24 protein-coding genes are annotated in these 26,502 nt (G+C 61.8%); 17 read left to right on the top strand and 7 right to left on the bottom strand.

Annotated elements, in window-relative coordinates; translation table 11 throughout:
- The first annotated feature begins 21 nt into the window (after positions 1–21).
- Positions 22–534, top strand: a complete 513-nt coding sequence (locus tag HMPREF2792_RS10145) for a polyadenylate-specific 3'-exoribonuclease AS (protein WP_070519824.1) — start codon at positions 22–24, stop codon at positions 532–534.
- A 66-nt stretch (positions 535–600) separates the two neighbouring features.
- The gene (locus HMPREF2792_RS10140) at positions 601–1,989 is read left to right on the top strand and encodes a class II 3-deoxy-7-phosphoheptulonate synthase (protein ID WP_070533347.1); all 1,389 of its coding nucleotides are present in this window, start codon (positions 601–603) and stop codon (positions 1,987–1,989) included.
- Positions 1,990–2,001: 12 nt separating this feature from the next.
- Here the strand turns inward: HMPREF2792_RS10140 and HMPREF2792_RS10135 are convergent, their stop codons facing one another.
- Complete coding sequence (locus HMPREF2792_RS10135) at positions 2,002–3,252, bottom strand: protein kinase domain-containing protein (protein WP_070533345.1); 1,251 nt, start codon at positions 3,250–3,252, stop codon at positions 2,002–2,004.
- A 50-nt stretch (positions 3,253–3,302) separates the two neighbouring features.
- On the opposite strand from HMPREF2792_RS10135, the gene HMPREF2792_RS10130 reads away from it, so the two are divergent.
- Positions 3,303–3,701 carry an Rv2175c family DNA-binding protein gene (locus HMPREF2792_RS10130; RefSeq protein WP_070519830.1) on the top strand — a complete coding sequence of 133 codons (399 nt, stop codon included), beginning with the start codon at positions 3,303–3,305 and terminating at the stop codon, positions 3,699–3,701.
- Here the strand turns inward: HMPREF2792_RS10130 and HMPREF2792_RS10125 are convergent.
- The 3 genes from HMPREF2792_RS10125 to HMPREF2792_RS10115 are packed head-to-tail and all read right to left on the bottom strand — an operon-like array spanning position 3,670 to position 6,917.
- Positions 3,670–5,208 carry an alpha-(1->6)-mannopyranosyltransferase A gene (locus HMPREF2792_RS10125; RefSeq protein WP_070519832.1) on the bottom strand — a complete coding sequence of 513 codons (1,539 nt, stop codon included), beginning with the start codon at positions 5,206–5,208 and terminating at the stop codon, positions 3,670–3,672. The genes HMPREF2792_RS10130 and HMPREF2792_RS10125 overlap by 32 nt on opposite strands.
- 1 nt (position 5,209) lies before the next feature.
- Positions 5,210–6,301 (bottom strand): polyprenyl synthetase family protein, encoded by a 1,092-nt coding sequence (locus tag HMPREF2792_RS10120; protein ID WP_070533343.1) that lies wholly within the window; start codon positions 6,299–6,301, stop codon positions 5,210–5,212.
- 43 nt (positions 6,302–6,344) lie between these two features.
- The gene (locus tag HMPREF2792_RS10115) at positions 6,345–6,917 is read right to left on the bottom strand and encodes a GNAT family N-acetyltransferase (RefSeq protein ID WP_070533340.1); all 573 of its coding nucleotides are present in this window, start codon (positions 6,915–6,917) and stop codon (positions 6,345–6,347) included.
- A 253-nt stretch (positions 6,918–7,170) separates the two neighbouring features.
- On the opposite strand from HMPREF2792_RS10115, the gene HMPREF2792_RS10110 reads away from it, so the two are divergent.
- Together HMPREF2792_RS10110 and HMPREF2792_RS10105 are read left to right on the top strand one after the other, a co-directional pair.
- Positions 7,171–7,614 carry an SAV_6107 family HEPN domain-containing protein gene (locus tag HMPREF2792_RS10110; protein WP_070533338.1) on the top strand — a complete coding sequence of 148 codons (444 nt, stop codon included), beginning with the start codon at positions 7,171–7,173 and terminating at the stop codon, positions 7,612–7,614.
- A gap of 152 nt (positions 7,615–7,766) precedes the next feature.
- Entirely contained in the window at positions 7,767–8,174 is a 408-nt protein-coding gene (locus HMPREF2792_RS10105) for a DUF3040 domain-containing protein (RefSeq protein WP_070533336.1), read from the top strand.
- 78 nt (positions 8,175–8,252) lie between these two features.
- Here HMPREF2792_RS10105 and HMPREF2792_RS10100 read toward each other — a convergent pair whose 3' ends face one another.
- Genes HMPREF2792_RS10100 through HMPREF2792_RS10090 form a run of 3 tightly spaced genes read right to left on the bottom strand, consistent with a single transcriptional unit; the run spans position 8,253 to position 10,689 of the window.
- Entirely contained in the window at positions 8,253–8,819 is a 567-nt protein-coding gene (locus tag HMPREF2792_RS10100) for a TetR/AcrR family transcriptional regulator (protein ID WP_070533334.1), read from the bottom strand.
- Positions 8,820–8,854: 35 nt separating this feature from the next.
- Positions 8,855–9,544, bottom strand: coding sequence for an ABC transporter ATP-binding protein (locus tag HMPREF2792_RS10095; protein ID WP_070533332.1), 690 nt, complete (start codon positions 9,542–9,544; stop codon positions 8,855–8,857).
- The gene (locus HMPREF2792_RS10090) at positions 9,541–10,689 is read right to left on the bottom strand and encodes an ABC transporter permease (RefSeq protein ID WP_070533330.1); all 1,149 of its coding nucleotides are present in this window, start codon (positions 10,687–10,689) and stop codon (positions 9,541–9,543) included. Before HMPREF2792_RS10090 ends, HMPREF2792_RS10095 begins: the two co-directional genes overlap by 4 nt.
- Positions 10,690–11,213: 524 nt before the next feature.
- On the opposite strand from HMPREF2792_RS10090, the gene mraZ reads away from it, so the two are divergent.
- The 12 genes from mraZ (at position 11,214) to HMPREF2792_RS10025 (ending at position 26,360) form a co-directional block, all read left to right on the top strand.
- Positions 11,214–11,648, top strand: coding sequence for a division/cell wall cluster transcriptional repressor MraZ (gene mraZ / locus HMPREF2792_RS10080; protein ID WP_010190539.1), 435 nt, complete (start codon positions 11,214–11,216; stop codon positions 11,646–11,648).
- 174 nt (positions 11,649–11,822) lie between these two features.
- Positions 11,823–12,866, top strand: a complete 1,044-nt coding sequence (gene rsmH / locus HMPREF2792_RS10075; protein ID WP_070533327.1) for a 16S rRNA (cytosine(1402)-N(4))-methyltransferase RsmH — start codon at positions 11,823–11,825, stop codon at positions 12,864–12,866.
- Complete coding sequence (locus HMPREF2792_RS10070) at positions 12,863–13,699, top strand: cell division protein FtsL (protein WP_070519849.1); 837 nt, start codon at positions 12,863–12,865, stop codon at positions 13,697–13,699. Before rsmH ends, HMPREF2792_RS10070 begins: the two co-directional genes overlap by 4 nt.
- A 326-nt stretch (positions 13,700–14,025) precedes the next feature.
- Positions 14,026–15,894, top strand: coding sequence for a peptidoglycan D,D-transpeptidase FtsI family protein (locus tag HMPREF2792_RS10065; protein WP_070533325.1), 1,869 nt, complete (start codon positions 14,026–14,028; stop codon positions 15,892–15,894).
- Between the two features lie 58 nt (positions 15,895–15,952).
- A complete protein-coding gene (locus HMPREF2792_RS10060) occupies positions 15,953–17,506 on the top strand; it encodes a UDP-N-acetylmuramoyl-L-alanyl-D-glutamate--2,6-diaminopimelate ligase (RefSeq protein WP_070533323.1) in 1,554 nt (517 codons plus the stop codon).
- Positions 17,503–19,038 (top strand): UDP-N-acetylmuramoyl-tripeptide--D-alanyl-D-alanine ligase, encoded by a 1,536-nt coding sequence (gene murF / locus HMPREF2792_RS10055; protein ID WP_070533321.1) that lies wholly within the window; start codon positions 17,503–17,505, stop codon positions 19,036–19,038. Before HMPREF2792_RS10060 ends, murF begins: the two co-directional genes overlap by 4 nt.
- A gap of 23 nt (positions 19,039–19,061) precedes the next feature.
- The gene (mraY, locus tag HMPREF2792_RS10050) at positions 19,062–20,174 is read left to right on the top strand and encodes a phospho-N-acetylmuramoyl-pentapeptide-transferase (protein ID WP_070519857.1); all 1,113 of its coding nucleotides are present in this window, start codon (positions 19,062–19,064) and stop codon (positions 20,172–20,174) included.
- On the top strand, positions 20,171–21,562 hold the full coding sequence (murD, locus tag HMPREF2792_RS10045; RefSeq protein ID WP_070533319.1) for a UDP-N-acetylmuramoyl-L-alanine--D-glutamate ligase: 1,392 nt from the start codon (positions 20,171–20,173) through the stop codon (positions 21,560–21,562). Before mraY ends, murD begins: the two co-directional genes overlap by 4 nt.
- A 19-nt stretch (positions 21,563–21,581) precedes the next feature.
- The gene (locus HMPREF2792_RS10040) at positions 21,582–23,063 is read left to right on the top strand and encodes an FtsW/RodA/SpoVE family cell cycle protein (RefSeq protein ID WP_070533317.1); all 1,482 of its coding nucleotides are present in this window, start codon (positions 21,582–21,584) and stop codon (positions 23,061–23,063) included.
- A 29-nt stretch (positions 23,064–23,092) separates the two neighbouring features.
- Entirely contained in the window at positions 23,093–24,178 is a 1,086-nt protein-coding gene (gene murG, locus HMPREF2792_RS10035) for an undecaprenyldiphospho-muramoylpentapeptide beta-N-acetylglucosaminyltransferase (RefSeq protein ID WP_070533315.1), read from the top strand.
- 39 nt (positions 24,179–24,217) lie between these two features.
- Positions 24,218–25,708, top strand: coding sequence for a UDP-N-acetylmuramate--L-alanine ligase (gene murC, locus HMPREF2792_RS10030; RefSeq protein ID WP_070533313.1), 1,491 nt, complete (start codon positions 24,218–24,220; stop codon positions 25,706–25,708).
- Positions 25,701–26,360, top strand: coding sequence for a cell division protein FtsQ/DivIB (locus HMPREF2792_RS10025; protein WP_070533311.1), 660 nt, complete (start codon positions 25,701–25,703; stop codon positions 26,358–26,360). The genes murC and HMPREF2792_RS10025 overlap by 8 nt, the downstream gene beginning before the upstream one ends.
- The last annotated feature ends 142 nt before the right edge of the window (positions 26,361–26,502 follow it).

The raw sequence follows: 26,502 nt of genomic DNA, 5'->3' as shown, positions 1-26,502 counted from the left end.
CGGGAGACTAGGATACGGGGCGTGCGCTACTTCTACGACACCGAATTTATCGAGGACGGATCGACCATTGAATTGGTCTCCATCGGAATTGTCGGGGAAGACGGTAGCGAATACTACGCGGTATCCACAGACTTCGATCCGGCCAAGGCAAACGCATGGGTGCGTGAGAATGTTTTGGATAAGCTGCCGAGTCCAGCAGATCCGGTCTGGAAATCGCGCGAAACCATCCGCGAAGATCTCCTGAAATTCCTCGGCCGGCACTCCACTCCCATCGAGTTGTGGGCCTGGGTGGGCGCTTATGACCACGTGGTTGTTGCGCAACTCTGGGGCGATATGGCGAGTCTGCCCAAGGGCCTGCCGCGCTATACCCGGGAGCTTAAGCAGTATTGGGAATTCGCCGGCCGCCCCAAGCTGCCTCCAGTCCCGAACGGCAACCATGACGCGTTGGTCGACGCCCGCCATAATCTGGCCAAATTTCGGGTTTGTGAACAGCACTTGCCGTTGACTAGGGGCAACCGCGTTAATAAAGCGTGAATTAATACCGTGGCCGAAATGCCATTAACTAACGCGCGATAGACCCAAGATGGTTAAATACTGGGTGTGAGTTGGACAGTAGATATTCCCAAAGAAGTGCTCCCTGATCTGCCACCGCTGCCGGAGGGGATCAACGAGAAGTTTCAAGATGTGATTGCCCGCGAGGCAAAGCAGCAACCCAGCTGGGATCAGCTGCAAGCCGATAACGTGCGCAAGATCCTGGAATCCGTCCCACCTATCGTCGTGGCTCCAGAGATTGAGGACCTCAAGCGCAAGCTTGCCGACGTCGCCCTGGGCAACGCCTTCCTCCTCCAGGGAGGCGACTGCGCGGAAACCTTCGAGTCCAATACGGAGCCGCACATCCGCGGCACCATCAAGACGCTGCTTCAAATGGCCGTAGTTTTGACGTATGGCGCGTCCACCCCGGTGGTTAAGCTCGGTCGCATCGCCGGCCAGTACGCGAAGCCGCGCTCCTCTGATCTGGACGCAAACGGCTTGTACAACTACCGCGGTGACATCGTCAACGGCGTAGAAGCCAACGAGGAATCCCGCCGCCACGATCCCGCCCGCATGATCCGTGCCTACGCGAACTCCTCGGCGGCCATGAACCTGGTCCGCGCACTGACCCAATCCGGTACTGCTGACCTTTACCGACTCCACGAGTGGAATCGCGAGTTTGTGGCCAACTCTCCGGCAGGCGCTCGCTACCAGGCCCTGGCAAATGAAATTGAGAACGGCCTGGCCTTCATGAACGCCTGCGGAGTCTCAGACGAGACCCTGCGTTCGGCACAGATCTACTGCTCCCACGAGGCCTTGCTGAAGGATTACGAGCGTTCCATGTTGCGCTTGGGTACGGACTCTAACGGCGAGACCAAGCTCTACGACCTGTCCGCTCACCAGCTGTGGATCGGCGAGCGCACCCGCGGCCTCGACGATTTCCACGTCGCTTTCGCCTCCATCATCGGCAACCCCGTGGGCATCAAGCTTGGCCCAGGAGTAACCCCGGAGCAGGCTGTGCAGTACGCAGAGCGTTTGGACCCGAACCGTGAGCCTGGCCGCCTCACCATGATCGCCCGCATGGGCCACGACAAGGTGCGTTCCGTCTTGCCGCCGATCATCAAGGCCGTGGAGGACTCCGGCCACAAGGTTGTGTGGCAGTCCGATCCGATGCACGGGAATACCTTCACGGCATCGAACGGCTACAAGACCCGCCACTTCGACAAGATCGTCGACGAGGTCCAGGGCTTCTTCGAGGTGCACCGTGAACTGGGTACTCACCCTGGTGGTGTCCACCTAGAGTTCACCGGCGAGGACGTCACCGAGTGCCTCGGCGGCGCTGAGGACATCACGGACGTGGATCTGCCGGGCCGCTACGAGTCCGCCGTGGATCCGCGCCTGAACACCCAGCAATCGCTGGAGCTGTCCTTCCTTATCGCGGAGATGCTGCGCAACTAGAAGTTGCGCAGGCTAATATGGCCTCCAGAGAATCGGCCACGTGCCGTATTCTCCGGAGCCAAACCACCAGGCCGCCACGGCGACGGCCAAGGTGGCAAGCCCGACTAGTATGAGGAAACCTATAAGCGCGATGGCGCTGCGGTTGCTCAAAGGGCGCTCTTCTGGCTCCTCCTCGGCACCGGCCGGGGGAAGCGGCGCAGAAGGTTCTGCTACCGCAGGGGACGGTGCCGGGGGATTTACCGGTGCGGCCGGCGGGAGAAAAGCATCGTTTCGAGGCTCGACACGGGTTTCCCGCGTGGGCGGTTGAGGCGCCGGGATCGTGGAGGTGGCTTCGAAGACCCGGGTATTGCCTGCCCCCGAAAAATCCGTGGGCACCGCAGCTGTTCGTGCAGCAGCCGAGTTCCGCGGGACGGGGACGGTGAATTGCGGGAGCTGCAGTTCACGGGATACATCATCCAGCGCATCGAGGAATTCGCCGGCATCCGCAAACCTTTCGGCCGGCTGGCGCGCGGTGGCGGTGGCCACGAGGGCGTCGAAAAGCATAGGTACCCCCTCGATGCGTGAGGACGGCGCCACTACATCCGCGTGCACGCGCGCTGTGGCGTGGGCCAGTGGGGTCTCGCCGTGGAAGGGGACCGTGCCGGTAAGGAGCTCAAACAGGACAATTCCGGCCGAATAGACATCGGAAGCCGGGGTGATATCCGCACCCGTAACCTGCTCGGGGGAGAGGTAGCTGACGGTGCCGACGATTTGACCCGAGCTATCGTGCTCCGCTTTGGCGGAGCGCACCAAGCCGAAATCGCCGACCTTAACGCGGTGGTTGTCCGTGATGAGAACGTTGTCTGGCTTGATATCGCGGTGCACGAGGCCGGCGTGGTGGACCTCGGTGAGCCCGGCCAGCACGGAGTGCATGACGCCGGCTGCGGCATGTGGCGGCATGGGGCCGCGTTCAGCAAGGAGCTCGCGCAAGGTGCCGCCGGTGATGAGCTCCATGATGAGATAGATGGGCAACCCATCCGCGGAGAAATCATGCACGGCGACGAGGTTGGGATGGCTTAGCTGTGCCATGGCGCGGGCCTCGCGCTCGAAGCGGGTGACGAAGACAGGGTCATCGTGATAGCGCTCATCCATGACCTTGGCGGCCACTGCGCGGCCCAAGCGCATGTCGACACAGCGATACACAGTGGACATGCCGCCGCGAGCGATCGGCTGATCGATGCGGTAGCGTCCTTCGAGAATGTCGCCCACGTTCAGCCTTGTCATGGATTCCAGTATGGCCGATCAGCGCCCCAAAGTGTGATCCGGCTACAGTTGTGTCCGTGACTAATTCTGAGAACAACTTCGAGAATCCCCACCCGGAACTACCGCAGCTCCTCGCCGGGGAAAAGCTGCTGACGCTCGCTGAGGTTGCTGAAAAGCTCGATCTTCCCATCACTCGCGTCTTCGACCTGCTCAACGCGCGTAAATTCATTGTGTGGCGAAACGCCGAGGGGGAGCGCCTCGTCCCGGAGGCATTCTTCAATTCCAAGGGCGTCATTTCCAAGCACGTGTCCGGAGTGATTACGGTCCTCTCCGATAACGGCTGGGGCGACAATGAAATTCTGGCGCACCTGTTTACCGAAGATGAGTCCTTGCCAGGCCGCCCCATTGACGCGCTCCACGGGCACCTTGCGCGCGAGGTTATTCGGCGCGCGCAGGCTTCGGCGTTTTAGCAGTAGCAGCCTCATCCATGGCCGCGGTGGTGCGTGGAACACCATCGAAAATCCACTGCGTTGCTGACCACGCCACGACCACCATGGCGATGTCCCAGAACCAGTTATAGAGCTGGTGGTTTCCGTCGCCAGCGAAGGCCACTCCGATAAAGAGGGCCACGCCGGTGGTTAGTTTGATCAAGGGCAGCGGTGGACGGAAGGTTCCCATGAGCGTCAGCACGGAGGCGTAATACCAGGGAAGCGTCACAGAGTTGAAGACGAACGCCACCTGGTAGGCAGCAGCCGTAGCGGCAATCGCGCGGCGCACGCCCGTTCGCCCCCACCACCACACGACGACGAGGCCGAGGAGCATGAGGATCATCGCAATTGAACGCAACACGCTGAGCACCCCGTTATAGGTGGTATCGGGGGAGAAGACCTGGATGAGCGGTACCAGAATGTCGGCGAGCAAGGTAGGGCCGGCCAGGGGATTGATCACCTTGGAATTGCCACTGATTTGTGACAACCAGCCCCACGAGCTTCCCGACGCCCACGTAATCACCGCCACCGCCAGCGCGACCTCCGCCACGGCAACGACGCCGGACAGGAGAAAGACCTCGAAGCGCTTGAGTGGCGTGGTGCCTTTCGGCGCCCAGTGGTGCAGCATGAGCCACACGATAAACGGTGCGGCGAATACAGCTGTGGCTTTGAGCGACACCGCTACGCCGACAAGAAGGAGGCTGAGATGAAACTTGTTGTGAACCGCGGCGAGCAATCCCAGCGATACCAAGCCCACCATGACCGATTCATTGTGCATGCCGCCGATGAGGTGCAATAGAATCACTGGATTCGCTACACCCAACCACAGCGCTAGCGCCGGATCGCCCCCGATGCTGCGTGCAAGGCGTGGAATCGACCAAGCGATGGCGGCAAAGCCGAGGACCGATATCGCCTTATAGACGATGATGCCCGCGGCGACATTGTCCCCCACGAGGTCGGTTACCCCGTTGCCCATCCACAAGTGCAGCGGACCATAAGGCGTAGTGGTGTTGCGCCAGTCGTGTGAGACTTCCAGCAGGAAGGGGCCGGGGTTAACAGCCGCGCCTTCGACATAAGGATCGAAACCATCGCGCACCATGGCTCCCTGCATGAGATAGGAGTACACGTCCCGCGAAGCCAGTGGGGCCGCGCACAACAGCGGGGCAACCCAGCACATCAGCATTCGGCGGATGTCAGACAGCGCGCCGTCGGGTTGCGGGTTCTTGAGCTGTGGGGCGATGAGATAACGCCCAGCCAGGACCCACGCGGCGACCAATCCAAAGAGGCCAACCCAATAGAGGACTATGCCGATGTTGCGGCCGTGGCCATACGCGAGAAAACCGATATTGAGTGCCTCAAGAAAGCCGCCGCGGTTCCGGGTTGCGCCACCAGAGAAGGAGGCGAGAGCAAGGATCGCCGCGGAGACGATGCCCAAAGGAAGGGGGTTGGGAATGCGCAGGGATACGCGCGCGGATGCGGAGCGGGCCATGCTACATCCGGCGTGCGGTGGATTTGTGGGCAAGCTCTTCCAGCGTTGCCGTGACTTCGGGGGCGACCTGGGCATTATGAAGGTGGTCAAGGCCCGAGCGCGTGAGATCGCTGATGCGCTGCTCGACGACATCCGGTGCCCCGGAATCGGCAATGATCTGGGCCATGCGGGCAATATCTGCGGGATCCTCCGTCTGGCCGATGAGTCGGCGAAGCTCCGCGGCAGCAGCGGGATCAGTGGTATCCGCACGTTGCAGAGCCAATGACAAGAGGACCGTGCGCTTGCCCTCGCGCAGATCATCACCGGCGGGCTTGCCAGTAATTGCTGGGTCACCAAAGACCCCCAACAAATCATCGCGGAGCTGGAATGCGACCCCGATGTCTTGTCCATAGCCGCGGAAAGCGGCAACAAGCTTTTCGGGTGCTCCTGCTACGGCTGCGCCCAAATGCAACGGGCGCTCGATGGTGTACGCGGCGGTCTTGAAACGGTTTACTGAGTCCGCCAACGTTGCATCCTCGGAGCCTTCCGCTTCGAGGCAAATATCCAGCATTTGCCCGCCGATAACCTCGCGGCGCATCGCCCGCCACGGCGCCCGAGCGCGCGCGAGCGCCTCGGGGCTCAGGCCGGAATCCTGGAGCATGTCCTCGGCCCAGACCAAGGCCATGTCGCCCACAAGGATGGCGAGAGACTGCCCGAAGAAGTCAGCGTCACCGCTGAGCCCGAGCTCCCGATGGCGAGCGGCTACGCCACGGTGGACGGTGGGATTGCCGCGCCGGGTATCGGAAGCATCCACGATGTCATCGTGGATGAGAGCACAAGCCTGGATGAATTCTAGGGAAGAAGCTGCGCGGAGCATCGCCTGCGGGGACTCCGTGCCCTCGAGCCCATGTGCGCCGATAAAACCTGCCCACGCGTAGAGAGGGCGGATACGTTTTCCGCCGTCCAGCACGAAGGATTCCAAATAGGAGATCGCGTTAGTCACCGGGGAACCGATGGACGCGATGGCGTCGCGCTGACTATCTAGGAAAAGCTCGAGCTCCTCGCGTACGGCTACGGGGATATCGTCCAGGGAAGGTATTTGCGGAGTAGTCACGCCTGCCACTCTACCTGGGCAGGCTCACGGATTAGACGCCAGGTTAAGCGGTACCGGCTGGTGCTAGCGGCACAGCTGATTGCAGGATGGCGAAGGGGCGTGAATCGGCGGGGTAATGGAGCTGGCGAAGGAAGTCACTAAAGCCCATTTTGCGGTAGAGGCCGAAGGCGGAGTTGGCTTCATTGGGAACCTCAGGTGTGGAGAGCAGGATGTAGCGGGCGGGGAGGTTCCAGGCCAGTGCTTCAAGCAGCGCACGGCCCAGACCGTGGCCCTGTGCCTCGGGCACTACGTGGATTTCCGCCAACTCAAAATAGTTGTGGAGAACCTCTTCTTGCTCTGGGGTTGCGCCGCCGTTGTTGGAGAGCGCTCGGCGGAGTTGCCTATCCCACCAGGTATCAGGAGAGCCTAGAAAGCCGTAGGCAAAGCCGGTGATGCCGTCTTCGGAGGTGGCCGCCACGCAGGAAAACCCCGGGCGTATGAGATCCCCGCGCCACCGCATGATGGAGCTGTTGCGTACTGAGGGGTCGTAGTTCATCGCTGCAATGTAGATATCCACCAAGTGCGGGAGGGCAATGGCGAACTCTTGGGGGCTTAGGCGGCGCAGCGTGTAACTCACATGTCTAATAACAACAGATTCTTGCGGTATGTGAAAGCAGGCAACGAACCCTTCGCAGGCAAATTTGATGTGCATGTTCGAAAAACGTGGAGAAGTTCGGTAAAACTATTGTCAAATTCGAACATGTGGACTAACATTGGGGGTGGATGTAGGAAGGCGGCTTTAAGGTGAATCGCGTCAACAAACAACGACAGGAAATCAACAACACAGTCTCTATTGACAAGCTCAGGAAGAAGCCCAAGGGGGAGAGGTCATGGCACAGGTAATCTCAGCAACAGCAGCGGCGCGGAGCCGTAACCGGGAGGCGTTGCAGTGCATACGCCGCGATCGTTTCGTGGGTCAAGCGTTGGATTTGTTGGTGGAGGCGCGCCAGAGCGCGGCGGAGGGGCGTTTCGCGGACGCTTTGGAAATGGCCTATCGCGCCTCGCTGCGCGCTGCCGGTGCTCGGGTGGCGGCGTCCACGGTGTCACGTCGCCGGCGCTTGCCTACCTCCGCTTGGGAGCAAGTGGCGCTCATCGGCCCGGCTGATGCGCAGTGGGCAGCGGAGTTTAAGGACTACTCGCGTGTGCGTTCGCGAGTGGCATCCGGACTGGATCCGGTCCCTGATCCTGATACGGTCTATCGCTATGTGGCGCTTGCCGCCCGCTATGTGGATGCGACTGAGTCTGAGCTGGGCTTCGGTGGTCTCGCGGCTTAATGCGGAGCGCGGGGCCACAGTAGTGGGGCGTAGTGCGTTTAAAACGTGTGGACTGTCTTTGCGGGAACTATCTCGCTATCCTTGACGTTATAGAGGTAGTAATCCTATTTCCCAGTTCCACTACCTAAACCCAACCCACTACGGAGGACGCTGTGGCCCTTTCTGAGCACGAACAGCAAGCGCTGCGTGAAATTGAGCAGTCGTTGCTGGCCAATGATCCTGATTTTGGTGCGTCGGTGTCCGGTGAAACTTCTTTCGGCGCAAACTCGGGCGCTATCACCCTCCGCGGAGTTGCCCTGATTGTTGTCGGTCTCTGCATGATGGTGGGCGGTATTGCGTTGGCCCAGCAATCCCTGTGGTTTGTGAGCCTCTCGGTCCTCGGCTTTCTAGTCATGTTTGGATCCGGCGTCTGGATGCTGCGCGGGAACTCGGAGGATTCTCTGGTTGCAGTCGGTGCGCAGTCGTCCACTCGGGATCGCGGCAAGCAATCCAAGAAGGGTGGTAGCGACGTTGGGAACCGCCTCGAAGACAATTTCCGTCGTCGCTTTGAAGGCCGCTAAGCGTCTAGAACCGGTCCCAAAACTGGTCCTGAATAGCCCTCCGCTTTAATCCGCGGAGGGCTCTTTTGATGTGGTGGCCTAGGGTAGGATGGCTTCGGCCATTGCGTAGAGGGTTTGCGTTGCGCTGTTGAGCTTTTCCGGTGAGCCGTCCGCCAGCTCAGAGGCGCGGACGATGGCCGCATTGAGCAACGAGATATCTACTGGGGAAACGCCGGGGCAGAACTCGTCAACGATGGAGGCGAATCCGCCATGAGACTTCTGTACTGCCTCGTCAGCAAAGGCCTGGGGGAAGTGCTGTGCGGCGGTCATTAAATGGCCGTGTGCACTATGAATAAAGAGATCGAGCGTGGCGTCGACATAGGCGTGGATGCGCTTCTTAGGCTCCGGGGAGGCTACCTTTATGGCGGCCTCGAGTTGCTCATTCCACGATTGGGTCGCCTGAATAAGCAGCTGTACCAGTAGATCGTGCTGGGATGATACGTATCGATAGATGCTGGGGCGGGCAAGCCCGACTTCTGCGGCAACTTCGGCCAAGGTGGGGACTGCACCATGGCTAGTGATGATCAGCTTTTCGGCAGCCTCGAGCACCGCACGGTGCTGGACGGCGCGGTGCTCGGCTACTGTCGTTTCAGTGATCTTTGGCATGCGTGTGAGTCTACGTTAAGCTGCGCATTCTTTGCTTATCGCTGGGCGGATGCGGTGGCCGGTGTTAAGCGGCCGTCGACCATCTCATAGACCTTGTCGCAGTGATCGAGAACCTCGTAGTCGTGAGTGACCATGACGCCCGCGACGTTAAAGTCGTGGCATTCCTTTGCCAAGAGCGCAACGATCTCCTGGGAGCGTGCACGATCTAGGGCTGCGGTGGGTTCGTCGACAAGCAGCACCTGGGGGTTGCCAACGAGTGCACGCGCGATGCCAACGCGCTGCCGTTCACCGCCGGACAAGCCGCCCGGGCGGTGCTTGGCGCGATGTTTCATGCCAACCTTGTCGAGGAGTTGAGTGCTGGAATAGCGCCCAGTCTTACCAATGACTTTGCTGGCCAGCTCGAGCTGTTCCTCCGCAGTCAACGCGGAAGGAAGGTTTCCGGTGGACTGGAAGACGAAGCCGATGTGGTTGCGGCGGATCTGTGCCAGTTGGGCGTCGCCAAGCTGCACGATGTCCTCGCCCGCAACGAGGACCTGGCCGGAATCGGGCGTCGTCAATGCGCCCGCAACAGCGAGCAGCGTGGACTTGCCGGAACCTGATGGTCCGACCACGGCAACGAATTCGCCGGGATCGATGCTGAGATTGACGGAATCGAGTGCCTTAACCTGCGAATCGCCATCGGTGTAGCTGACGGTGACGTCTTTTAGTTCTAAAGCTGGGCTCATCGGTTTTCTCCTAGGGCTGCGAGGGGGTTGGTTCGGGTGACACGGATAACGGCGATGAAAGCGCCGAGCAGACCAGCGACGAAGAGGATGAGTCCGCCACTGATGACGGAACTGAATTCGGTGGCATAAGGCATGGCAGTCTGCTCCAGGAGGCTGCCCAGGCCGACGGCGACAAGCGCACCCGCCAGGATGGACAAGACAAGGATGACGACTGCCTGGCCGAGGCTATCGCGCAACAAGAAACCCTTGGTCGCGCCCATCGCGCGGAGGGTGGCGATATTGCCGGCCCGCTGAATGGTCCACACGAGGAAGAAGGCGCCGGTCACGAGTGCGGCGATGACGTACAGGAACCACGTGATCATGGATAAGGTCATCATCTCGGCGGTGTAGCCGGGGGAGGAGTCGAAGCTTTCCTTGAGGGTTCGAACATCCAGGCCGGACTGTTCCGAGAGGGCCTCGGTGTCCGGCTTGTCTGACGTGCGGGCGACGATGACGGAGGCTTCGTCATAAGCGTCTGGGTTCACGGCTTCGCCGTGGCGACCGCCAGCGTGGATCTCTTGCCAGATGTCGAGCGGAAGGTAGGCCACGTCCACGTGTCCGAAGGTGCGTTGGTTATCGGTAAACCCAACGACATTCAGCGGGATATCCAAGCGATCGAGCGTGATGGTGTCGCCGACCTCGATGCCCTCATCGTGCAGGGTGGAGGAGACGATGATGTCGTGCTTGGTGTTGCTGGGCTGGCCGTCGACCCGGTTGGTGTCAAGTGCGGGCAAACCTGCCGGTGCCACGAAGGAGTCCGGTTCTACTCCCAGCAGGGTCAGGTCCACTGCCGTGCCGTTTTGGTTATGGGCATTGGCGATGGTCAGGCCAAGAGGAGCGGCTTCTTCCACGCCGTCGTGCTGAGCGAAGGACTCGCTATCAGAGGCATCGACAACCGAGCGGGTGAAAGCTGAGTCTTTCTGGGTGCCGTCGGCGAAAGCGACGACGTCGGCATCCATTGCTTTTAGTCCGGAGACGCCGTCGTTGACCAAACCTGCTGTGAGGCCGGAGATGATGACGACGAGCATGGACATGAGGGCAAGGACAACGCCCATGAGGATGAATCGGGTACGCGCGAAGAGCATCTCGCGCCAAGCTAGATACATAGGGGATCTTCCTAGTGGGTGAAGAAAACTAATGGAGCGCCATCCCGTGGTTCTCAAGATGGCAACACACTGTTTCTATCATAGGAACGCGGCGTTTCTAAAAAGGGAGGCGGTGGTGGCGGCGCTTTTGGTCGCTTTCCCTCAATTCCCCACTTTCACCCACTGCGTGTGGGCTGGGGGCTGGAGCCTGGGTGCCGCTGGCGGTTTTGTTGGGGGTGGGGCGGGCAAAGTTGCAGGATTCTGGGGCTGGTGAGGAGATTTAGTTTCTAAGGGGTGGAAGTTGCGTGGGTGATTGCCCGGGGAGGGTCCCTACTTTAGCGGTATGTCAAGGGGGCGCCGGGAAAACTTCCCACCGGAAAAACATCCTTTTATCTGGGGATTTATTGTGACACGCGGGAGGGTGGGGTGCTAAAGGTGTTGGTGGTGGGGGAAAGTGGGGTAGAGTGGGGCGCAGCGGAGGAGAGTTGTTCTCTTGTCGCGAGAGGAATCCGGAGTTTTCGAGTGACAGGAAGGTGGACCCGGGGATGTTTCTCGGCACCTACACTCCCAAGCTCGATGACAAAGGGCGGCTTACGCTTCCAGCGAAGTTTCGCGAAGAACTGGCCGGTGGCCTCATGGTCACCAAGGGGCAGGATCACTCGCTTGCGGTGTACCCGCGCGAGGAGTTCGCGGCACGAGCCAGGAAGGCTGCGGCTGTGTCTCGTACCAACCCGGACGCACGTGCGTTCATCCGTAACTTGGCAGCGAGTGCGGACGAGCAGCGTCCCGATGGGCACGGGCGTATCACGCTGTCTGCAGGCCACCGTGAGTACGCAAACCTGACGAAGGAATGCGTGGTTGTGGGCTCGGTCGACTTCCTCGAAATCTGGGACGCAGCCGCATGGGCTGAATACCAGGCGCAAACTGAAGACGCTTACTCGGCGGCAGACGCCGATGACGTACTTGCCGGACTGCTTTAGGGCTAGCCCGGTGCACCGAGAGTGCGTGTACGGACTCTGCCCGAGGAGGATGAGCTGGTGTACTTCCCCGACATCAGAACCCTTCCTCGGACAGGGCCCTATACGCACTCGATTTTTTATCGACCACATCAGACAGCAGCCTCAGGCGCCTGAACGGAAAGGGGGACAGCAGCTGTGGACCGCAATGGCACTATTACCTACGACGTGAATGACAACCATGGCCATGTCCCCGTCATGCGTGCGCGCATGGCTCAGCTGCTCGCCCCAGCGGTTGAAGCGGCAGGGGAGAACGCAGTGATTGTCGACGGCACCCTCGGCGCCGGCGGCCACAGTGAGTACTTCCTCAACTGCTTTCCCGCCGCACGCATCATTGGTGTGGATCGTGACTCCGCTTCCTTGAGCAATGCTTCTCGCCGTCTCAGTCCCTTCGCTGACCGCTTCGTCGCCGTCAACGCGCGCTTCGACGAGGTGGGCAGCGCCATTGCGCAGGGCGAGCACGAAATTTTTTCTATCGCGCGGGAGCACGGCATTGCCGGGGCGCTGTTTGATCTTGGTGTGTCATCCATGCAGCTCGATCAGGTCGACCGCGGATTTGCGTACAAGACCGACGCGCCGCTGGATATGCGCATGGACCCACGCCAGGAAATGACGGCCGCCGACATTCTGAATACGTATAGTCACGGCGAGCTTGCCCGCATCCTCAAAACTTATGGTGATGAGCGCTTCGCCGGCAAGATTGCGTCCGCTGTGCTCAAAGAAAGGGAAAAGGAACCTTTCAGCAATTCCGCGCGATTAGTTGAGCTGTTGTACGCCGCTATCCCGGCGGCAACTCGCCGCACCGGCGGCCACCCTGCGAAGCGAACCTTCCAGGCTTTGCGCGTCGAGGTCAACCGCGAGCTTGAAGCGATTGAGCAGGTTATCCCCGTAATCACGGATGCCCTGTCCGTTGGTGGGCGCGCGGTGTTCATGAGCTACCAGTCGCTCGAAGATCGCATCGTCAAGCATGCCTTCACCAAACTCAGCACCTCGACCACACCGGCGGGCCTGCCCATGGATCTCCCGGGCACCGCGGCGCACTACTCCATTGTGACGCGTGGGGCCGAGAAGGCGAGCAAGGAAGAGATTGCGGAGAACCCGCGGGCGGCATCCGTCCGGGTGCGCGCTCTCGAGCGTCTTGAAGGGACCCCGTCTTTTCATGAACCGGGAGGTAGGCCATGACGTTGAGAGACCGCACTGCACAGGCAACCGACCGCCGCGACCACGAGAGGACCCACACCATGGGCGCTAGCCGCGATTTCACTACTGGAGCCGACGTCTCGGGGCAGGGGACCGCACTGCTTGAGCGGGGTCGCCGTACCACGCCGCTGCCCAGCCGCACTCCGCATCGCGGCACAGTGCCCTCACGACGGGGTGCAACCAGCCTGCGGGGAAACCGCCTTGGGTCGAAGCAGGTAGTGAGTAATCGTGGGCGCCGTGTTGTGCAGCCCACTCGGGTCACTGGTCTTTTCGCCCGCCTGTCCTTCATTGCCATCGGCCTACTTATCGCTGGTGTGGCTGCGGCCATGTGGCTTTCGGGCTTGTCGACGTCCCAGACTTTCAAGATTCAGGAGCTTACCGCCCAGGAATCCACGCTGGATAACCAGCTAGAAACTCTCAACCGAGACTTGGAAAATGTTCGCTCCGCCTCCGATGTTGCCCGCCGTGCCCACGAAGCCAAGATGGGTATCCCGGTCCAGCCGGGCGTTGTGGAAGTCGGTCCGGACGGCAACGTGGAACAAAAGCGTGAGGCAACTCCGGATATGGAATCGGTCATCGATGTCAACGGCGAGCCGGTCCGCCCGGGACAGGCTTCCAGTGACCCGAACGCGACCGCCAACATGTCCGACAACCTGAACGCCCGCCCGAATCTCAACGGAAGGCAGGGCGAGCGTGAGAGCTCTTCCCCGAATGATTCACGTTCGGGAGACAACTCCGAGGGAGGTCAGTCGGGTGAAGGAAACGTAGAGCTGCCGGACATCCCAGCTCAGGCTCCTTACGCCGCTCGGGGGTAGAATCCCTTCCCGCTCCGCGCGTGCCTGCGTGGACGGGCGGCGATCATAGGGCACAATTCGGGATGAGTTCATCTCCACCCCCGCACCAGTGGGGGCACGATGTTTAGCTGTTCAAATACCCATCCTCGCTGCAGATAGAAAGGTGACGTGTGACCCCACCACACTCAGGTGGCCGGCGCCCGAGGCGCGTTTCCGCCGCCCGTGCCGCCCAACCGCGCGGTACCTCTCACCAACCACGGCAGCGTTACGACGCCGACCGCGTCGTTCCCGCGACCCGTTCCCGAAACCCGCGTACCGGCAAGCCGTTTATGAGCCAGCAAAAGACGATGCACCGTCGCGTTCATGTCATTGCGGCGGTACTACTCGTCGTCATGCTGGCGTGGATGGGGCGCCTCGCATGGGTGCAGATCGTGTGGGGCCCAGACTTGGCAGCGAAGGCCGCAGAACAGCGAACTCGTGTTTATGTGGATACCGCTGGGCGTGGCGAGATTCTTGCTCGCGATGGCCAGCGTTTGGCCTACACCATGCGCGCTCGGTCCTTGACTGTGTCACCGACCCGCCTGCGCGATGAGCTTCGTGAACAGGAAGAGCAGAAGGCCTCCGACGAGGCCGAGTTTGCGTCCCTAGCGCCCGACGCAAAGAAGACCTACCTCGACGACAAGGTGACAGAGAGGCTCACCGACATGTCGAAGGGAATCCCGGACAAGCTGAAGGAAGCGGGCATCGACGCTGGCGACGTGGATTCGGAGCAGATCATGGATAAGCTCCGTGCCGATACCCAGTACGAGGTTCTCGTGCGCAACGTCGACCCGGATGTCGCGGTAGCCATCGCTGAGGAATACCACGGCCTGGCTGCCGATGAACAGCAAATCCGCCAGTACCCCAACGGATCGATCGCTGAGAACGTCATTGGCAAGGTATCCATGGATGGCCAGGGACAATTCGGTTTCGAAGCTTCCGGAGACACCACCCTCACGGGAATCGATGGCAGCTCGACGGAAGACGTTTCCGCCAGCGGCCAGGTCATCCCAGGTACTCTCCGCGATCAGGTGCCCACCACCGACGGCAAGAACGTGACGCTGACGCTGGACCTCGACTTGCAGACTTACGTGCAACAAAAGCTGGAGAAGGCGAAGGCCAACTCGAAGGCGAAGAGCGCCGAGGCAGTCGTCTTGGACGCAGCTACCGGCCAGGTTTTGGCGATGGCAAATACTGGAACGGTTGATCCGAACAAGGACATCGAAAAGCAGCTGGACAAGGATAAGACCTTCGATAACCTTGCTGTCTCGCACCCCTTCGAGCCAGGCTCGGTGGCAAAGATCATCACCGCCGCAGCAGCCATTGAAGAGGGGCTTACTGACCCTAATGAGGTTCTGCAGGTGCCCGGTTCCATCGACATGGCCGGCGTGACTGTGAACGATGCCTGGCCGCACGGCGTCGAGCCCTACACCACGACCGGCGTCTTCGGTAAGTCATCGAACGTGGGAACGCTGATGTTGGCAGATCGACTCGGACAAGATAAGTATGCCGACTACCTGAAGAAGTTCGGCCTCGGCCAGACTACCGGCATCGAGCTGCCCAACGAGTCCCCGGGACTTGTTCCCGATCGCTCGCAGTGGTCGGGCGGAACGTTCGCTAACCTGCCCATCGGCCAAGGCCAATCATGGACCGCCTTGCAATTGGCATCTATTTACCAGGCCCTGGCCAATGATGGTGAGCGCATCGAGCCGCGCATCATTGACTCGATTACAGCGCCGGACGGGACGAAGGAAGAACTGGACGAGCCCGAGACCACCCGCGTGGTCAGCACCGAAACCGCGCGCACAGTCGTGGACATGTTCCGCGCCGTTTTCCAGGATGACCCGCAGGGCATCAACAACGGCACCGCCGGAAACGCCAATATCGAGGGCTATCAGCTCTCCGGAAAGACCGGTACCGCGCAGAAAGTCGATGAGGAAACTGGGGCCTATTCCAACTCCAAGTACTGGATCACGTTCGCGGGCATTGCGCCTGCCGACGACCCCCGCTTCGTCGTCGCCGTCATGCTTGATGAACCTGAATCCGGTGTCAACGACGACGGATCCGGCGGTCAATCCGCGGCCCCCGTATTCAGCGATATTGCATCCTGGTTGCTAGACCGCGACAATATCCCGCCCTCCCCGCCAGCACCGAAACTGACCTTGCGTGCCGAGTAAAAGCAACAGCGCCGATAAATACACCTAGAGCACAGAACAACAGAGAAGAGGAAGCATCGTGACAAGCAGCACCAGCCTTGAGCGCCTAGCAGAGATTTCTGGGGGCACGGTGATCGGGGATACCTCGATCACTGTGGGGGCCTGTGGATTGAATTCTGCGACGCTGCCGCCCGGCGGCCTGTTCGCGGCGCTTCCTGGAACACGCGTCCATGGCGCGAAGTTTGCCGCAGATACCGCGGCGGCTGCCATTCTTACGGATGCCGAAGGCCAGCGCATTCTCGTCGAAGCAGGGGAGTCGCGGCCGATTCTCGTGGTGGAGGATATCCGCGCCATCCTCGGTACCGTCTCTGCCGAGATTTATGGCCATCCCACGCAGAAGCTCACCATCCTCGGCGTGACAGGCACCTCCGGTAAAACTACGACGAGTTACCTCCTTGAGGCGGGGCTGTTGCACGCAGGCTATTCGGTCGGTCTCATCGGCACGACGGGCACTCGCATCAACCGCGAGCCGGTCCCGACCTCCCTGACCACTCCGGAGGCGCCGACCTTGCAAGAGCTTTTTGCGCGAATGGTTTCCGAGGGTGTCACGCACGTCGTGATGGAGGTGTCCTCCCACGCGCTTTCCTTGGGGCGAGTTCAAGGCACACACTTCAACGTGGGCGGATTTACCAACCTGAGCCAGGACCACCTGGACTTCCACCCGACAATGGAGGACTATTTCGAGGCCAAGGCCATGCTTTTCGACGGCCCCCAAGCCGCCGACCGTTCAGTGATTTGCATCGATGACGAATGGGGGCGTCGCATGGCGCAGCGGGCAGCTGCACGCCCGGTGATTCAGGTGTCGACGGGTTCGGAGGCTCGCGAGGCTGATATCACTGGCCGCCAGCTCAGCACCGAGGTCACCGGTGCACAGCAGGTGGAACTCAAGGTCGCCTCTGGTGAGCAGGCCGGTACTTATGAATTCCGCCTGCCCATGCCGGGCACCTTCAACATTGCCAATGCGGCACTCGCGACGGGAATGGCCGCCGCTGTGGGAGTCGAGCCACGAGTTTTCCTCGAAGGAGTCGAAAAGGTGGCGGTCCCAGGCCGCATGGAGCGCATCGACCGCGGCCAAGACTTTGTCGCCGTGGTTGACTACGCACACAAGCCGGCTGCAATCGCGGCCGTGCTGGACACCCTGCGTACGCAGTTGGACGGCAGCGCGGGCCGCATCGGCATCGTCGTTGGCGCAGGTGGCGACCGTGACTCTTCCAAGCGCCCGCTTATGGGCGCGGCGGCCGCGAATGGCGCCGACCTTGTTGTCGTCACCGACGACAATCCCCGAACCGAAGCCCCGGCCGCCATCCGCGCTGCCGTGCTGGCGGGAGCCCGCGAGGCGAACCCGTCGGCCGATATTCGAGAAGTTGGCTCCCGCGCCGAGGCCATCGATGAGGTCGTGACGTGGGCGCAGCCGGGTGATGCTGTCATCGTCGTCGGCAAGGGCCATGAGGTAGGACAGTTGATTGGCGATACCGTTCATCACTTCGATGACCGCGAGGAGATGGCTCGCGCCCTTGATGCCATGGCCACTGCGACTACCCTGAGTAACGAAGAATCCAAGGAGCAAGCATGATTGCGTTAAGCCTCGCTGAGATCGCTCAGATCACGGGCGGCCGCCTGGATAATGTCAACGATCCAGATACCCGAGTGACTGGGTTCGTCGAATTCGATTCTCGTAAGGTCACCCCGGGCGGTCTCTTTGTGGCGCTGCCCGGCGCTCGGGTAGATGGGCACGACTTTGCCAACATCGCGATTGACAAAGGGGCCGCGGCTGTTTTGGCGGCGCGGCCGGTGGGCGTTCCGGCGATCGTCGTCGAGCCGCACGGGCGCGTCGAAGGCGACGGTGCCAATGCGGACATTTATGCCAATGATGCCGATGGCTCCGCCGCGGCCGTCGTTGAAGCACTCTCCGCGCTCGCCCGAGCAGTAACCCAGCGGCTTGCAGCCGAACAGGAGCTCACCATTGTGGGCGTTACTGGTTCGGCAGGAAAGACGTCCACCAAAGACCTGATAGCCACTATCTTCCGTGAGGTGGGGGAGACCGTTGCCCCGCCAGGCTCCTTCAACAATGAAATTGGTCTGCCTTATACGGCCCTGCGCTGCGATGAGCACACGCGCTACCTCGTGGCGGAGATGTCGGCCCGCGGCATTGGACACATCCGGCACCTGACCAACATCACCGCGCCGCGCGTCGGCGTTGTTCTCAACGTCGGCACAGCACACCTTGGTGAGTTTGGTTCGCGCGAAAACATCGCGAAGGCCAAAGGAGAACTCGTAGAAGCACTGCCGAAGGCTGTCGACGGCGGCGTGGCCGTCCTCAACGCTGATGATCCTTTCGTCGCCGCGATGGCTCCCCGCACGGCGGCCAAGGTGGTGTACTACTCCACGGAAAACCGCCGCGGAGGCGCACCGGCAGCGCAGTATTACGCCACCGATATTGAACTCGATGACGTCGCCCGCCCCTCCTTTACCTTGCATAGCCCGGATGCCGAGCCCGTTGCCGTGAAGCTGCAGGTTTTTGGCTCCCACCAGGTATCCAACGCGCTCGCTGCCGCGGCCGCAGCGATCGAGCTCGGGGTATCGGCCGCCACCGTGGCTGCTGCCCTGTCTGGGCATCGTCTCGCCTCCGAGCACCGGATGGACGTGCGCACACGCCGCGATGGCGTCACAGTCATCGATGACTCCTATAACGCTAACCCGGATTCGATGCGCGCGGCGATCGCCGCCTTGGCCTATACCGCCGCCGCGCGCCCCGATGCTCGTGCCATCGCAGTATTGGGGGAGATGGGAGAACTGGGCAGCGATGCGGAAAAATCTCACCGCCAGCTCGGTGAGATTTTGGCCAAATACCACGTGGAGCACCTAGTTGCAGTAGGGGAGAATCCCAACTGCCGGGCAATGGCCAAGGCCGCTATGCAGCAGGGTATAAATACAGTGGTGTGCGCCGATGCCGCGGCGGCTGCAAAGGCTGTCGACGGCATTCTGCGCGTGGCCCCGGCAGGGGTCGATGATTGGGCTAGCCGTAGCGTTAAGGACGTGGTCTTGATTAAGGCCTCCAATGCCCAACGCCTCTGGTTGGTCGCGGAACAGCTGAACCACAGCTAGCCGCTAGAAAGGACTTCAAGCTCGTGACTCAGATCATCATCGCTGGTGCGGTTAGCTTCCTCGTGGCGATCTTTACCACCCCGGTTCTTATCCGGTACTTTTCCGACACTGGCCGCGGACAGGAGATCCGTGAAGACGGTCCCAAGTCCCACCTGCGCAAGCGTGGTACGCCGACGATGGGTGGACTAGCCATCCTGGCCGGCATCCTTGTGGCCTATCTCGTTGCCAGCATCTACGGGCTCCTGACGGGGCATGAGGGCTTCACCGCGTCGGGTCTCCTCGTCCTTGGTTTGACGCTGGGACTTGGCGCAGTGGGGTTTGCGGATGACTTCATCAAGCTCTTCCGGCACCGCAATCTCGGCCTCAACAAGACCGCAAAGCTCGTCAGCCAGCTCGTGCTGGCGCTGCTCTTCGGCTTCTTTGTTCTGCGCTTCCCCAATGATGATGGCCTGACCCCCGGTTCCACGAAGCTGTCCTTCATCCGTGACCTGAAGACTTTTGACCTCGCCGTCGGCGGCACCGTGATCGGAACCATCGTGTTCTTGATCTTCATGTACATCCTTATCGCGGCGTGGTCGAATGCCGTCAACCTCACCGATGGGCTCGACGGGCTTGCGGCCGGTGTCACGGCCATCGTCATGGGCTCCTACTCGCTGATGACTTTCTGGCAATTCCGGTACTCCTGCGCCACCAACTTCGCCGCCGGCTGCTACCAAGTGCGCGATCCCCTCGATCTGGCCGTGCTTGCGGCTGCGGGCTTGGGCGGCTGCCTCGGATTCCTGTGGTGGAACGCCGCCCCGGCAAAGATCTTCATGGGGGACACTGGCTCCCTGGCGCTGGGTGGTCTGGTTGCCGGTATCTCCGTCACCAGCCGCACCGAGCTGCTCATGATCATCATCGGCGCGCTCTTCGTCATCGAGACGGTGTCTGTTGTCATCCAAATCGTGGTCTTCCACTCCACGGGCAAGCGCTTCTTCCGTATGGCTCCGATCCACCACCACTTTGAGAATGGTGGCTGGGCAGAAACGGCCGTCGTCGTCCGCTTCTGGCTTTTGGCCGCCATGGCGGCTATGGCCGGCGTCGCCATCTTCTACGGTGATTGGCTGACCGCTGCGGGCATTGGAGTTGGAGCATGACGCGTTCAGAATTTCTTTCCGGCCGCGTCCTTATCGCCGGCGCAGGCGTATCTGGTCGTGGTTGCGCGACGGTCTTGGCCAGCCTGGGCGTGGACCTCACGGTGGCTGACGGCAATACGGAATCCCGCAGCCGCATCGCCTCCGAGCTGGGCGTCGCTGCCGTAGACACGGCCGCGGTCGACCTTTCGGAGTACTCGCTCGTCGTGACCTCACCAGGATGGCGCCCCGACTCGCCGTTGCTCGTCGCGGCCGCTTCCCAAGGACTTGAGGTCATCGGTGATGTTGAGCTGGCTTACCGCCTCGACCGCGCAGAGGTCTTCGGCGCCCCTCGCCGCTGGCTCGCGATAACCGGTACGAACGGCAAGACCACGACGACCGGCATGCTCGCCGCCATCATGGCTGCCGACGAGCAGCGCTCCGGCCAGCGCGCACAAGCGGTAGGCAATATCGGCGTCTCGTCCTTTGATGCCCTGGCCGCTGAGCCCCGCGTGGACATCCTCGTGGCGGAGCTGTCCTCTTTCCAACTGCACTGGTCCTCCCAGCTGCGCCCGGAGGTGGGAGCGCTGCTCAACCTCGCCGATGATCACCTGGATTGGCATGGTTCCTTCGATGCCTACGCCGCCGACAAAGCCAAGATCCTGCGCGGCCAGCATGCCGTTTACGGCAAAGATGACGAGCACGTTATAGCTCTCGCCTCCTCGATTCCGGCAGCGACTGCCTTTAGCCACGCCGAGCCCGCTGCGGGTGAGGTGGGAGTTAGCGCCGGCGGCCTCGTGGTGAATGAGGTCGCTGGGATGAAGGCCGCCGTTGTCGAGGACGTCACCACCATCCAGCCCGCCGGCTTAGCCGGGGTGCTGGACGCTGCCGCTGCGTCTGCAGTTGCCGCTCTCGCCGGCGCACGCCCCGAGGCCATCGCCGAAGGCCTCGCCTCCTATGTGGTGGCGGGGCACCGCGGAGAGGTCGTTCACCGCCACTCTGGCGTGACCTACATCGATAATTCCAAGGCCACGAACCCGCACGCCGCGGAGGTAGCCATGCGTGGTCTCGACTCCGTGGTGTGGGTCGCCGGCGGTCAGCTCAAAGGCGCCGACGTTTCGGACCTACTGCGCACCCACGCGGCGCGGTTGAAGGCGGCGGTTCTGGTGGGCGTCGACAAGCATGTGCTTGCGCAAGCCCTAGCAAAGGAAGCGCCGCACGTCCCCGTCGTGATCGTGGATAGCCACGACCCAGAAGCAGCAATGGAGCAGGCAGTTGCCGCCGCCGTGCAACACGCCGAGGCCGGCGATACCGTACTTTTGGCGCCCGCTGCGGCATCGTTGGACATGTACACCGGAATGAGCCAGCGCGGCGACATCTTTGCCGCCGCTGCCCGCCGTCTCGCCCGCTAGCTAGGAGCACCCAGAAGCCGTGACTGCCACCAGCACCCAGAAGCCACCACGCACGCTGGGACACCACCTGCGTGATCTCCGTGAGCGCCTGCGCGCTTATCCCGGGCTCGATTACTTGGTGCTGCGTATTGCCATCTTTTCACTCATTGGCATTGGCGTGCTCATGGCCTTTTCCTCGTCGATGGCGACGTCCCTTTCAGAAAGCGATAGCCCGTGGTCAGCCGCCCTGCGTCAGTGCGTGCTCGTCGTCGCCGGCCTCATTGTGTTCTGGATTGGCCTGCGCATGTCACCACGCACGCTGCGGGTGCTCGTGCCCTGGTTCTTGGGGCTGTCCATCCTGCTTCTCATCCTCGTCCTCGTTCCCGGGATCGGTACTGGCCGCGCGGAGGTCGGTTCGCAGTCATGGATCATGCTGCCGGGGGGCGTGGCCTTCCAGCCTTCAGAGTTCGCGCGTGTGGCTGTGGGCATGTACGGTGCCTCGGCGCTGGCGGATAAAACACACCGCTCGATGCGCCTGACGGATCCATTCATGATGTACTCCATCATCGCCGGCATCATGTTCGTGCTTATCGTTGCTCAGGGTGACTTGGGCATGGGCGTATCCTTTGCCCTCATCGTTGTCTTTACCCTGGTTTTCGCAGGCGTGGATTGGCGCGTTCCCACCGTCGTCGGCATCTTCGGCGCTATCGGCATGATCACCGTTTTCCTAGCCGGTGGCTTCCGCTCGCACCGCTTCCACACCTACTTCGATGCCTTGCGCGGAAACATTGAGGACACGCAAGGTACAGGTTTCCAGGCTTACCAGGGCTTCCTTTCGCTTGCCGACGGCGGCTTCTGGGGCGTGGGCCTCGGCCAATCGCGCGCTAAGTGGTTCTACCTCCCAGAAGCGAAGAATGACTTCGTCTTCGCCATCATTGGCGAGGAACTGGGTCTATGGGGCGGTGCCATGGTCATCGGGCTTTTTGCCGTGCTGGGCTATTTTGGGTTGCGTACCGCAACCCGCGCGCAGGATCAGTTCCAGTCCCTGCTGGCCGCCACGTTGGCGGTCGGTGTTGTCGTGCAGGCATTCATCAACATTGGCTACGTCATCGGCGTGCTGCCGGTGACGGGTATTCAGCTGCCGATGATTTCCGCGGGCGGTACGGCTGCGGTGATTACGATCGGTTCGATGGGTCTGCTGTGCAACGTGGCGCGCCATGAGCCGCTCCAAGTGTCCGCGATGCAGAACTTTGGCCGCCCGCTCTTCGACCGCATTTTCTTCATCCCCGAGCCGACGCCGCCCAACGAGCGCCGCGGCGGAGCCCACCGAGCCCCGCGCGAACGCGCGCAGGGCAAGCACCCTCAGCGCGTGCGCCGCGAGCACTCCCAACGGCAGGTGGAGCGCAGCCGCGAGGAAAGGTTTGGACGCGCTGTGACGGGGCGCCCGCCGCGTGCGCAGGCACCGCGTGAGGAGCAGCGGCGGGAGTACCGCCGAGAGCGTCGGCGCGGCGAGCGTCGGTAGGGCGGGGCCGCGCTGGTAGCGTGTAGAGCATGAATGACACGCCGATTTCCGTCGTTATCGCAGGTGGCGGCACTGCCGGACACATTGAACCCGCGCTCGCGGTGGGGGAGGAGTTGCGCTTACGCCACGGTGCACGGGTGACCGCCTTGGGAACCCCACGCGGATTGGAGCGCGATATTGTGCCGGCGCGCGGAGTCGATTTGCGCATGATTACCCCCGTCCCGGTCCCGCGCAAGATCAACGCTGACGCTGTGAAGCTGCCTTGGCGCATCCTCACGTCCGTGCGCGAAACCCGCGCGGTACTCAAAGACGTTGGGGCAAATGTGGTTTTTGGAACCGGCGGCTATGTCGCCGCCCCGGCCTATTTGGCGGCCAAGTCCTTAGGCATTCCGTTCTTCGTTCTCGAAACCAATGCCCTGGCCGGCATGGCGAACAAGTTAGGCGTGCGTTTGGGCGGCACGGGCATTAACGCGCAAGAAGGTTCTGGGATGCCCGGGGATGTCTTGGGCATCCCCGTGCGGCCGGGCATGGGGGAGGACCCCGACGGCGCAAAGGCGGCAGCTGCTCGCCAGAACTGGAACCTGGACGCACATCGCCCGACCATCGTGGTGACCGGCGGTTCGCAGGGCGCGGTGAGCATCAACACTGCCGTGGCCGGCGCACTCGAAGACCTGTGCCGGGATTTTCAAGTGCTGCATGCTTATGGCAAGAAGAACGAGGCGCCGGCTGGGCGCGAACACTACACGGCGGTGCCTTATATCGATGACATGGCTGGCGCGCTCGCGGTTGCTGACCTCATGGTGTGCCGCTCCGGTGCAATGACCGTGGCCGAGGTTTCCGCCGCCGGTCTACCCGCGCTCTACGTGCCGCTGCCGCACGGCAATGGCGAGCAAGCGCTGAACTCGCGGGCATTGGTGGAGGCGGGGGCCGCGGTCCAGATTCCGGACGCCGAGTTGACCTCGGAGCGCCTTATCAGAGAAGTTCGCGCTATTCTTGACCACCCCGAGGCCCTGGCAGCCATGCGTGCCGCTGCCGATGCCAGCGAGGCCGGCGACGTTGCGGCTGTCATCGCTGACCGCATCGCGCAACGCGTCGCCGCCGGCGTCCGCGATTAGGCGCACAGTACAGGTTTATTAAAGAAGGATTTTTTCACTATGACTGACACCCCCTCCACCACGGACCTGTCCCGCGTTCACTTTGTCGGTATCGGAGGCTCCGGCATGTCCGGTCTCGCGCGCATCCTGGTCAGCCGGGGTGCGGTCGTCACCGGCTCGGACGTTAAGAAATCGACGGCTGTTGACGTCCTCCGCACAATGGGCGCGCACATTGCCATTGGGCATGCGGCCGAGAACCTTGAAATGGCCGGCGATAAGCCGACGGTTGTCGTGACTTCCTTCGCCGCCATCCCGCAGGATAATCCTGAGCTCGCTGCCGCGCGCGCCGCCGGTATTCCGGTTATTCGCCGTTCCGATCTATTGGCCGAGTTGATGGAAGGCCACCGCCAGGTGCTGCTTGCCGGAACCCATGGAAAGACCTCGACCACGTCCATGGCGGTATCCGCGCTCCAACAGGCGGGGCTGGATCCTTCCTTCGCTATCGGTGGACAGCTGAACCGTGCCGGTACGAACGCACACGGCGGTACGGGCGATGCCTTCGTGGCGGAGGCCGATGAGTCCGATGCTTCGCTCTTGCGCTACAGCCCATCCGTGGCCGTGATTACGAACATCGAGCCCGATCACCTCGATTATTTCGGCACCGCGGAGAGCTACTACCAGGTCTTCGATGACTTCGCCGACCGCATTGTCGACGGCGGCTACCTTGTCGTCTGCCTCGAGGATGCGCAGGCGGCCGCCACCGGTGAGCGTGCCGCTGAGCGCGGTATTCAGGTGCTGGGCTATGGCGCGCGCGGCGAGGCAGACGCTGCTTCTTCGGTGCCCCTCGCGGCTGAGGTTGTGGAGGAGACAGTCTCTGCCGTCGGCGCGCACGTCCGCGTTCGCCTGACCCTGCCGGGCCAGGCTCCGCAGGAGCTAAGCTATGACCTGCACGTTCCCGGCCACCACATGGTGCTCAATTCGGCCGCTGCCCTGTTGGCCGGTGCGCTCGCTGGCGGGGATCCGGCGGAGCTCGCCGCGGGCTTGACCGACTTTACGGGCGTGCGCCGTCGCTTTGAGTACCGCGGAAGCGAGCGCGGCATCCGCGTCTTCGACGATTATGCGCACCACCCCACGGAGGTTTCCGCAGTTCTCGGTGCGGCCCGCGCAAAGGCGGATGCGGAGGGCGAGGGCGCGTGCGTCATCGCCTGCTTCCAGCCGCATCTGTACTCCCGGACGATGAAGTTCGACGCCGAATTTGCTCAGGCGCTGGCGCTTGCCGACGCCGCCGTCGTCCTCGACATCTACGGCGCTCGCGAGCAACCGGTTGAGGGCATTACTTCCCGCATCATCACCGACAAGATGCCGGAAGACATGCCGGTTATCTTCGAGCCCGATTTCTCCGAAGCCGCCAGCGACGTCATCTCCTTGGCGCAGTCCGGCGATATCGTCCTGACCATCGGCGCGGGCACGATTACCTACGTGGCTGGCGAGATTCTGTCCGAGCTGGGGAATAAGGACGAGGCGGAGGAGCCGAAGGAACCGAATGTCTAAAAAGGCTGGGGCGCTCGTGGTGGGCGCGGTCCTTCTCGTAGCGGTGATCGCTGCCGCAGCGGTGTGGCTTTTCCCGATCCTCACGGTGAAGTCCTTCGAGGTAGCGGGAAATGACCATGTCACGGCTGAGGATGTGGAACAGGCCAGTGGCGTGCCTAAGGGCGCGAACCTTGCGCGCCTGGACGCTCGCGAGGCCGCGCAGGGCGTGGCGGAGATCCCCTGGGTGGAAAGCGCAACGGTGTCGCGGGCTTTTCCCTCGACGGTGCACATTGAAATCGTCGAGCATGAGGCAGTGGCTTTCGTGCGCGACGGTGACAGCACCGTTCTAGTGGATAACCACGGCAAGGAATTCGTGGAAGCCGAGGCGCCGCCCGAAGCCGTGGAAGTCACCGGGCACACCGACTCCGGTTCCCCGGAAATGCAAGCGGCCGTCGATGCCGTAGCGGCCCTTCCCGCTCCAATCCGGGAAAAGGTATCGGCCCTCGAGGTCAAGGATAGGTACTCGCTGACGTTCCGAACCAAGGACAACAAGACCATCTTTTGGGGTGCCTCGGAGGACAACAAGAACAAGGCGATCGCTTTCGAGGATGTGCTCAAACTCGAGGGTGATTCCTGGAACATTTCCAACCCGACGCTGGTGACTCGCCGCTAGGTCCGTCGCGAGTGGGACGGGTGTGGCGCTTGTTAAGAAAACCGCATGTCAGCAACCCTAAAGTAGAGGTTGAGGGTACCGACACGCGGCAAAATGTGCGCCGAAATTACCCCGTTGTCGTTAAAGATGGATGTAACCGCCT

It is taken from the genome of Corynebacterium sp. HMSC068H04, from assembly GCF_001811255.1.
GTDB lineage: Bacteria > Actinomycetota > Actinomycetes > Mycobacteriales > Mycobacteriaceae > Corynebacterium > Corynebacterium hesseae.
Note: the sequence above shows the minus strand (reverse complement) of the source record. Positions and strands in the feature narration are given on the sequence as shown.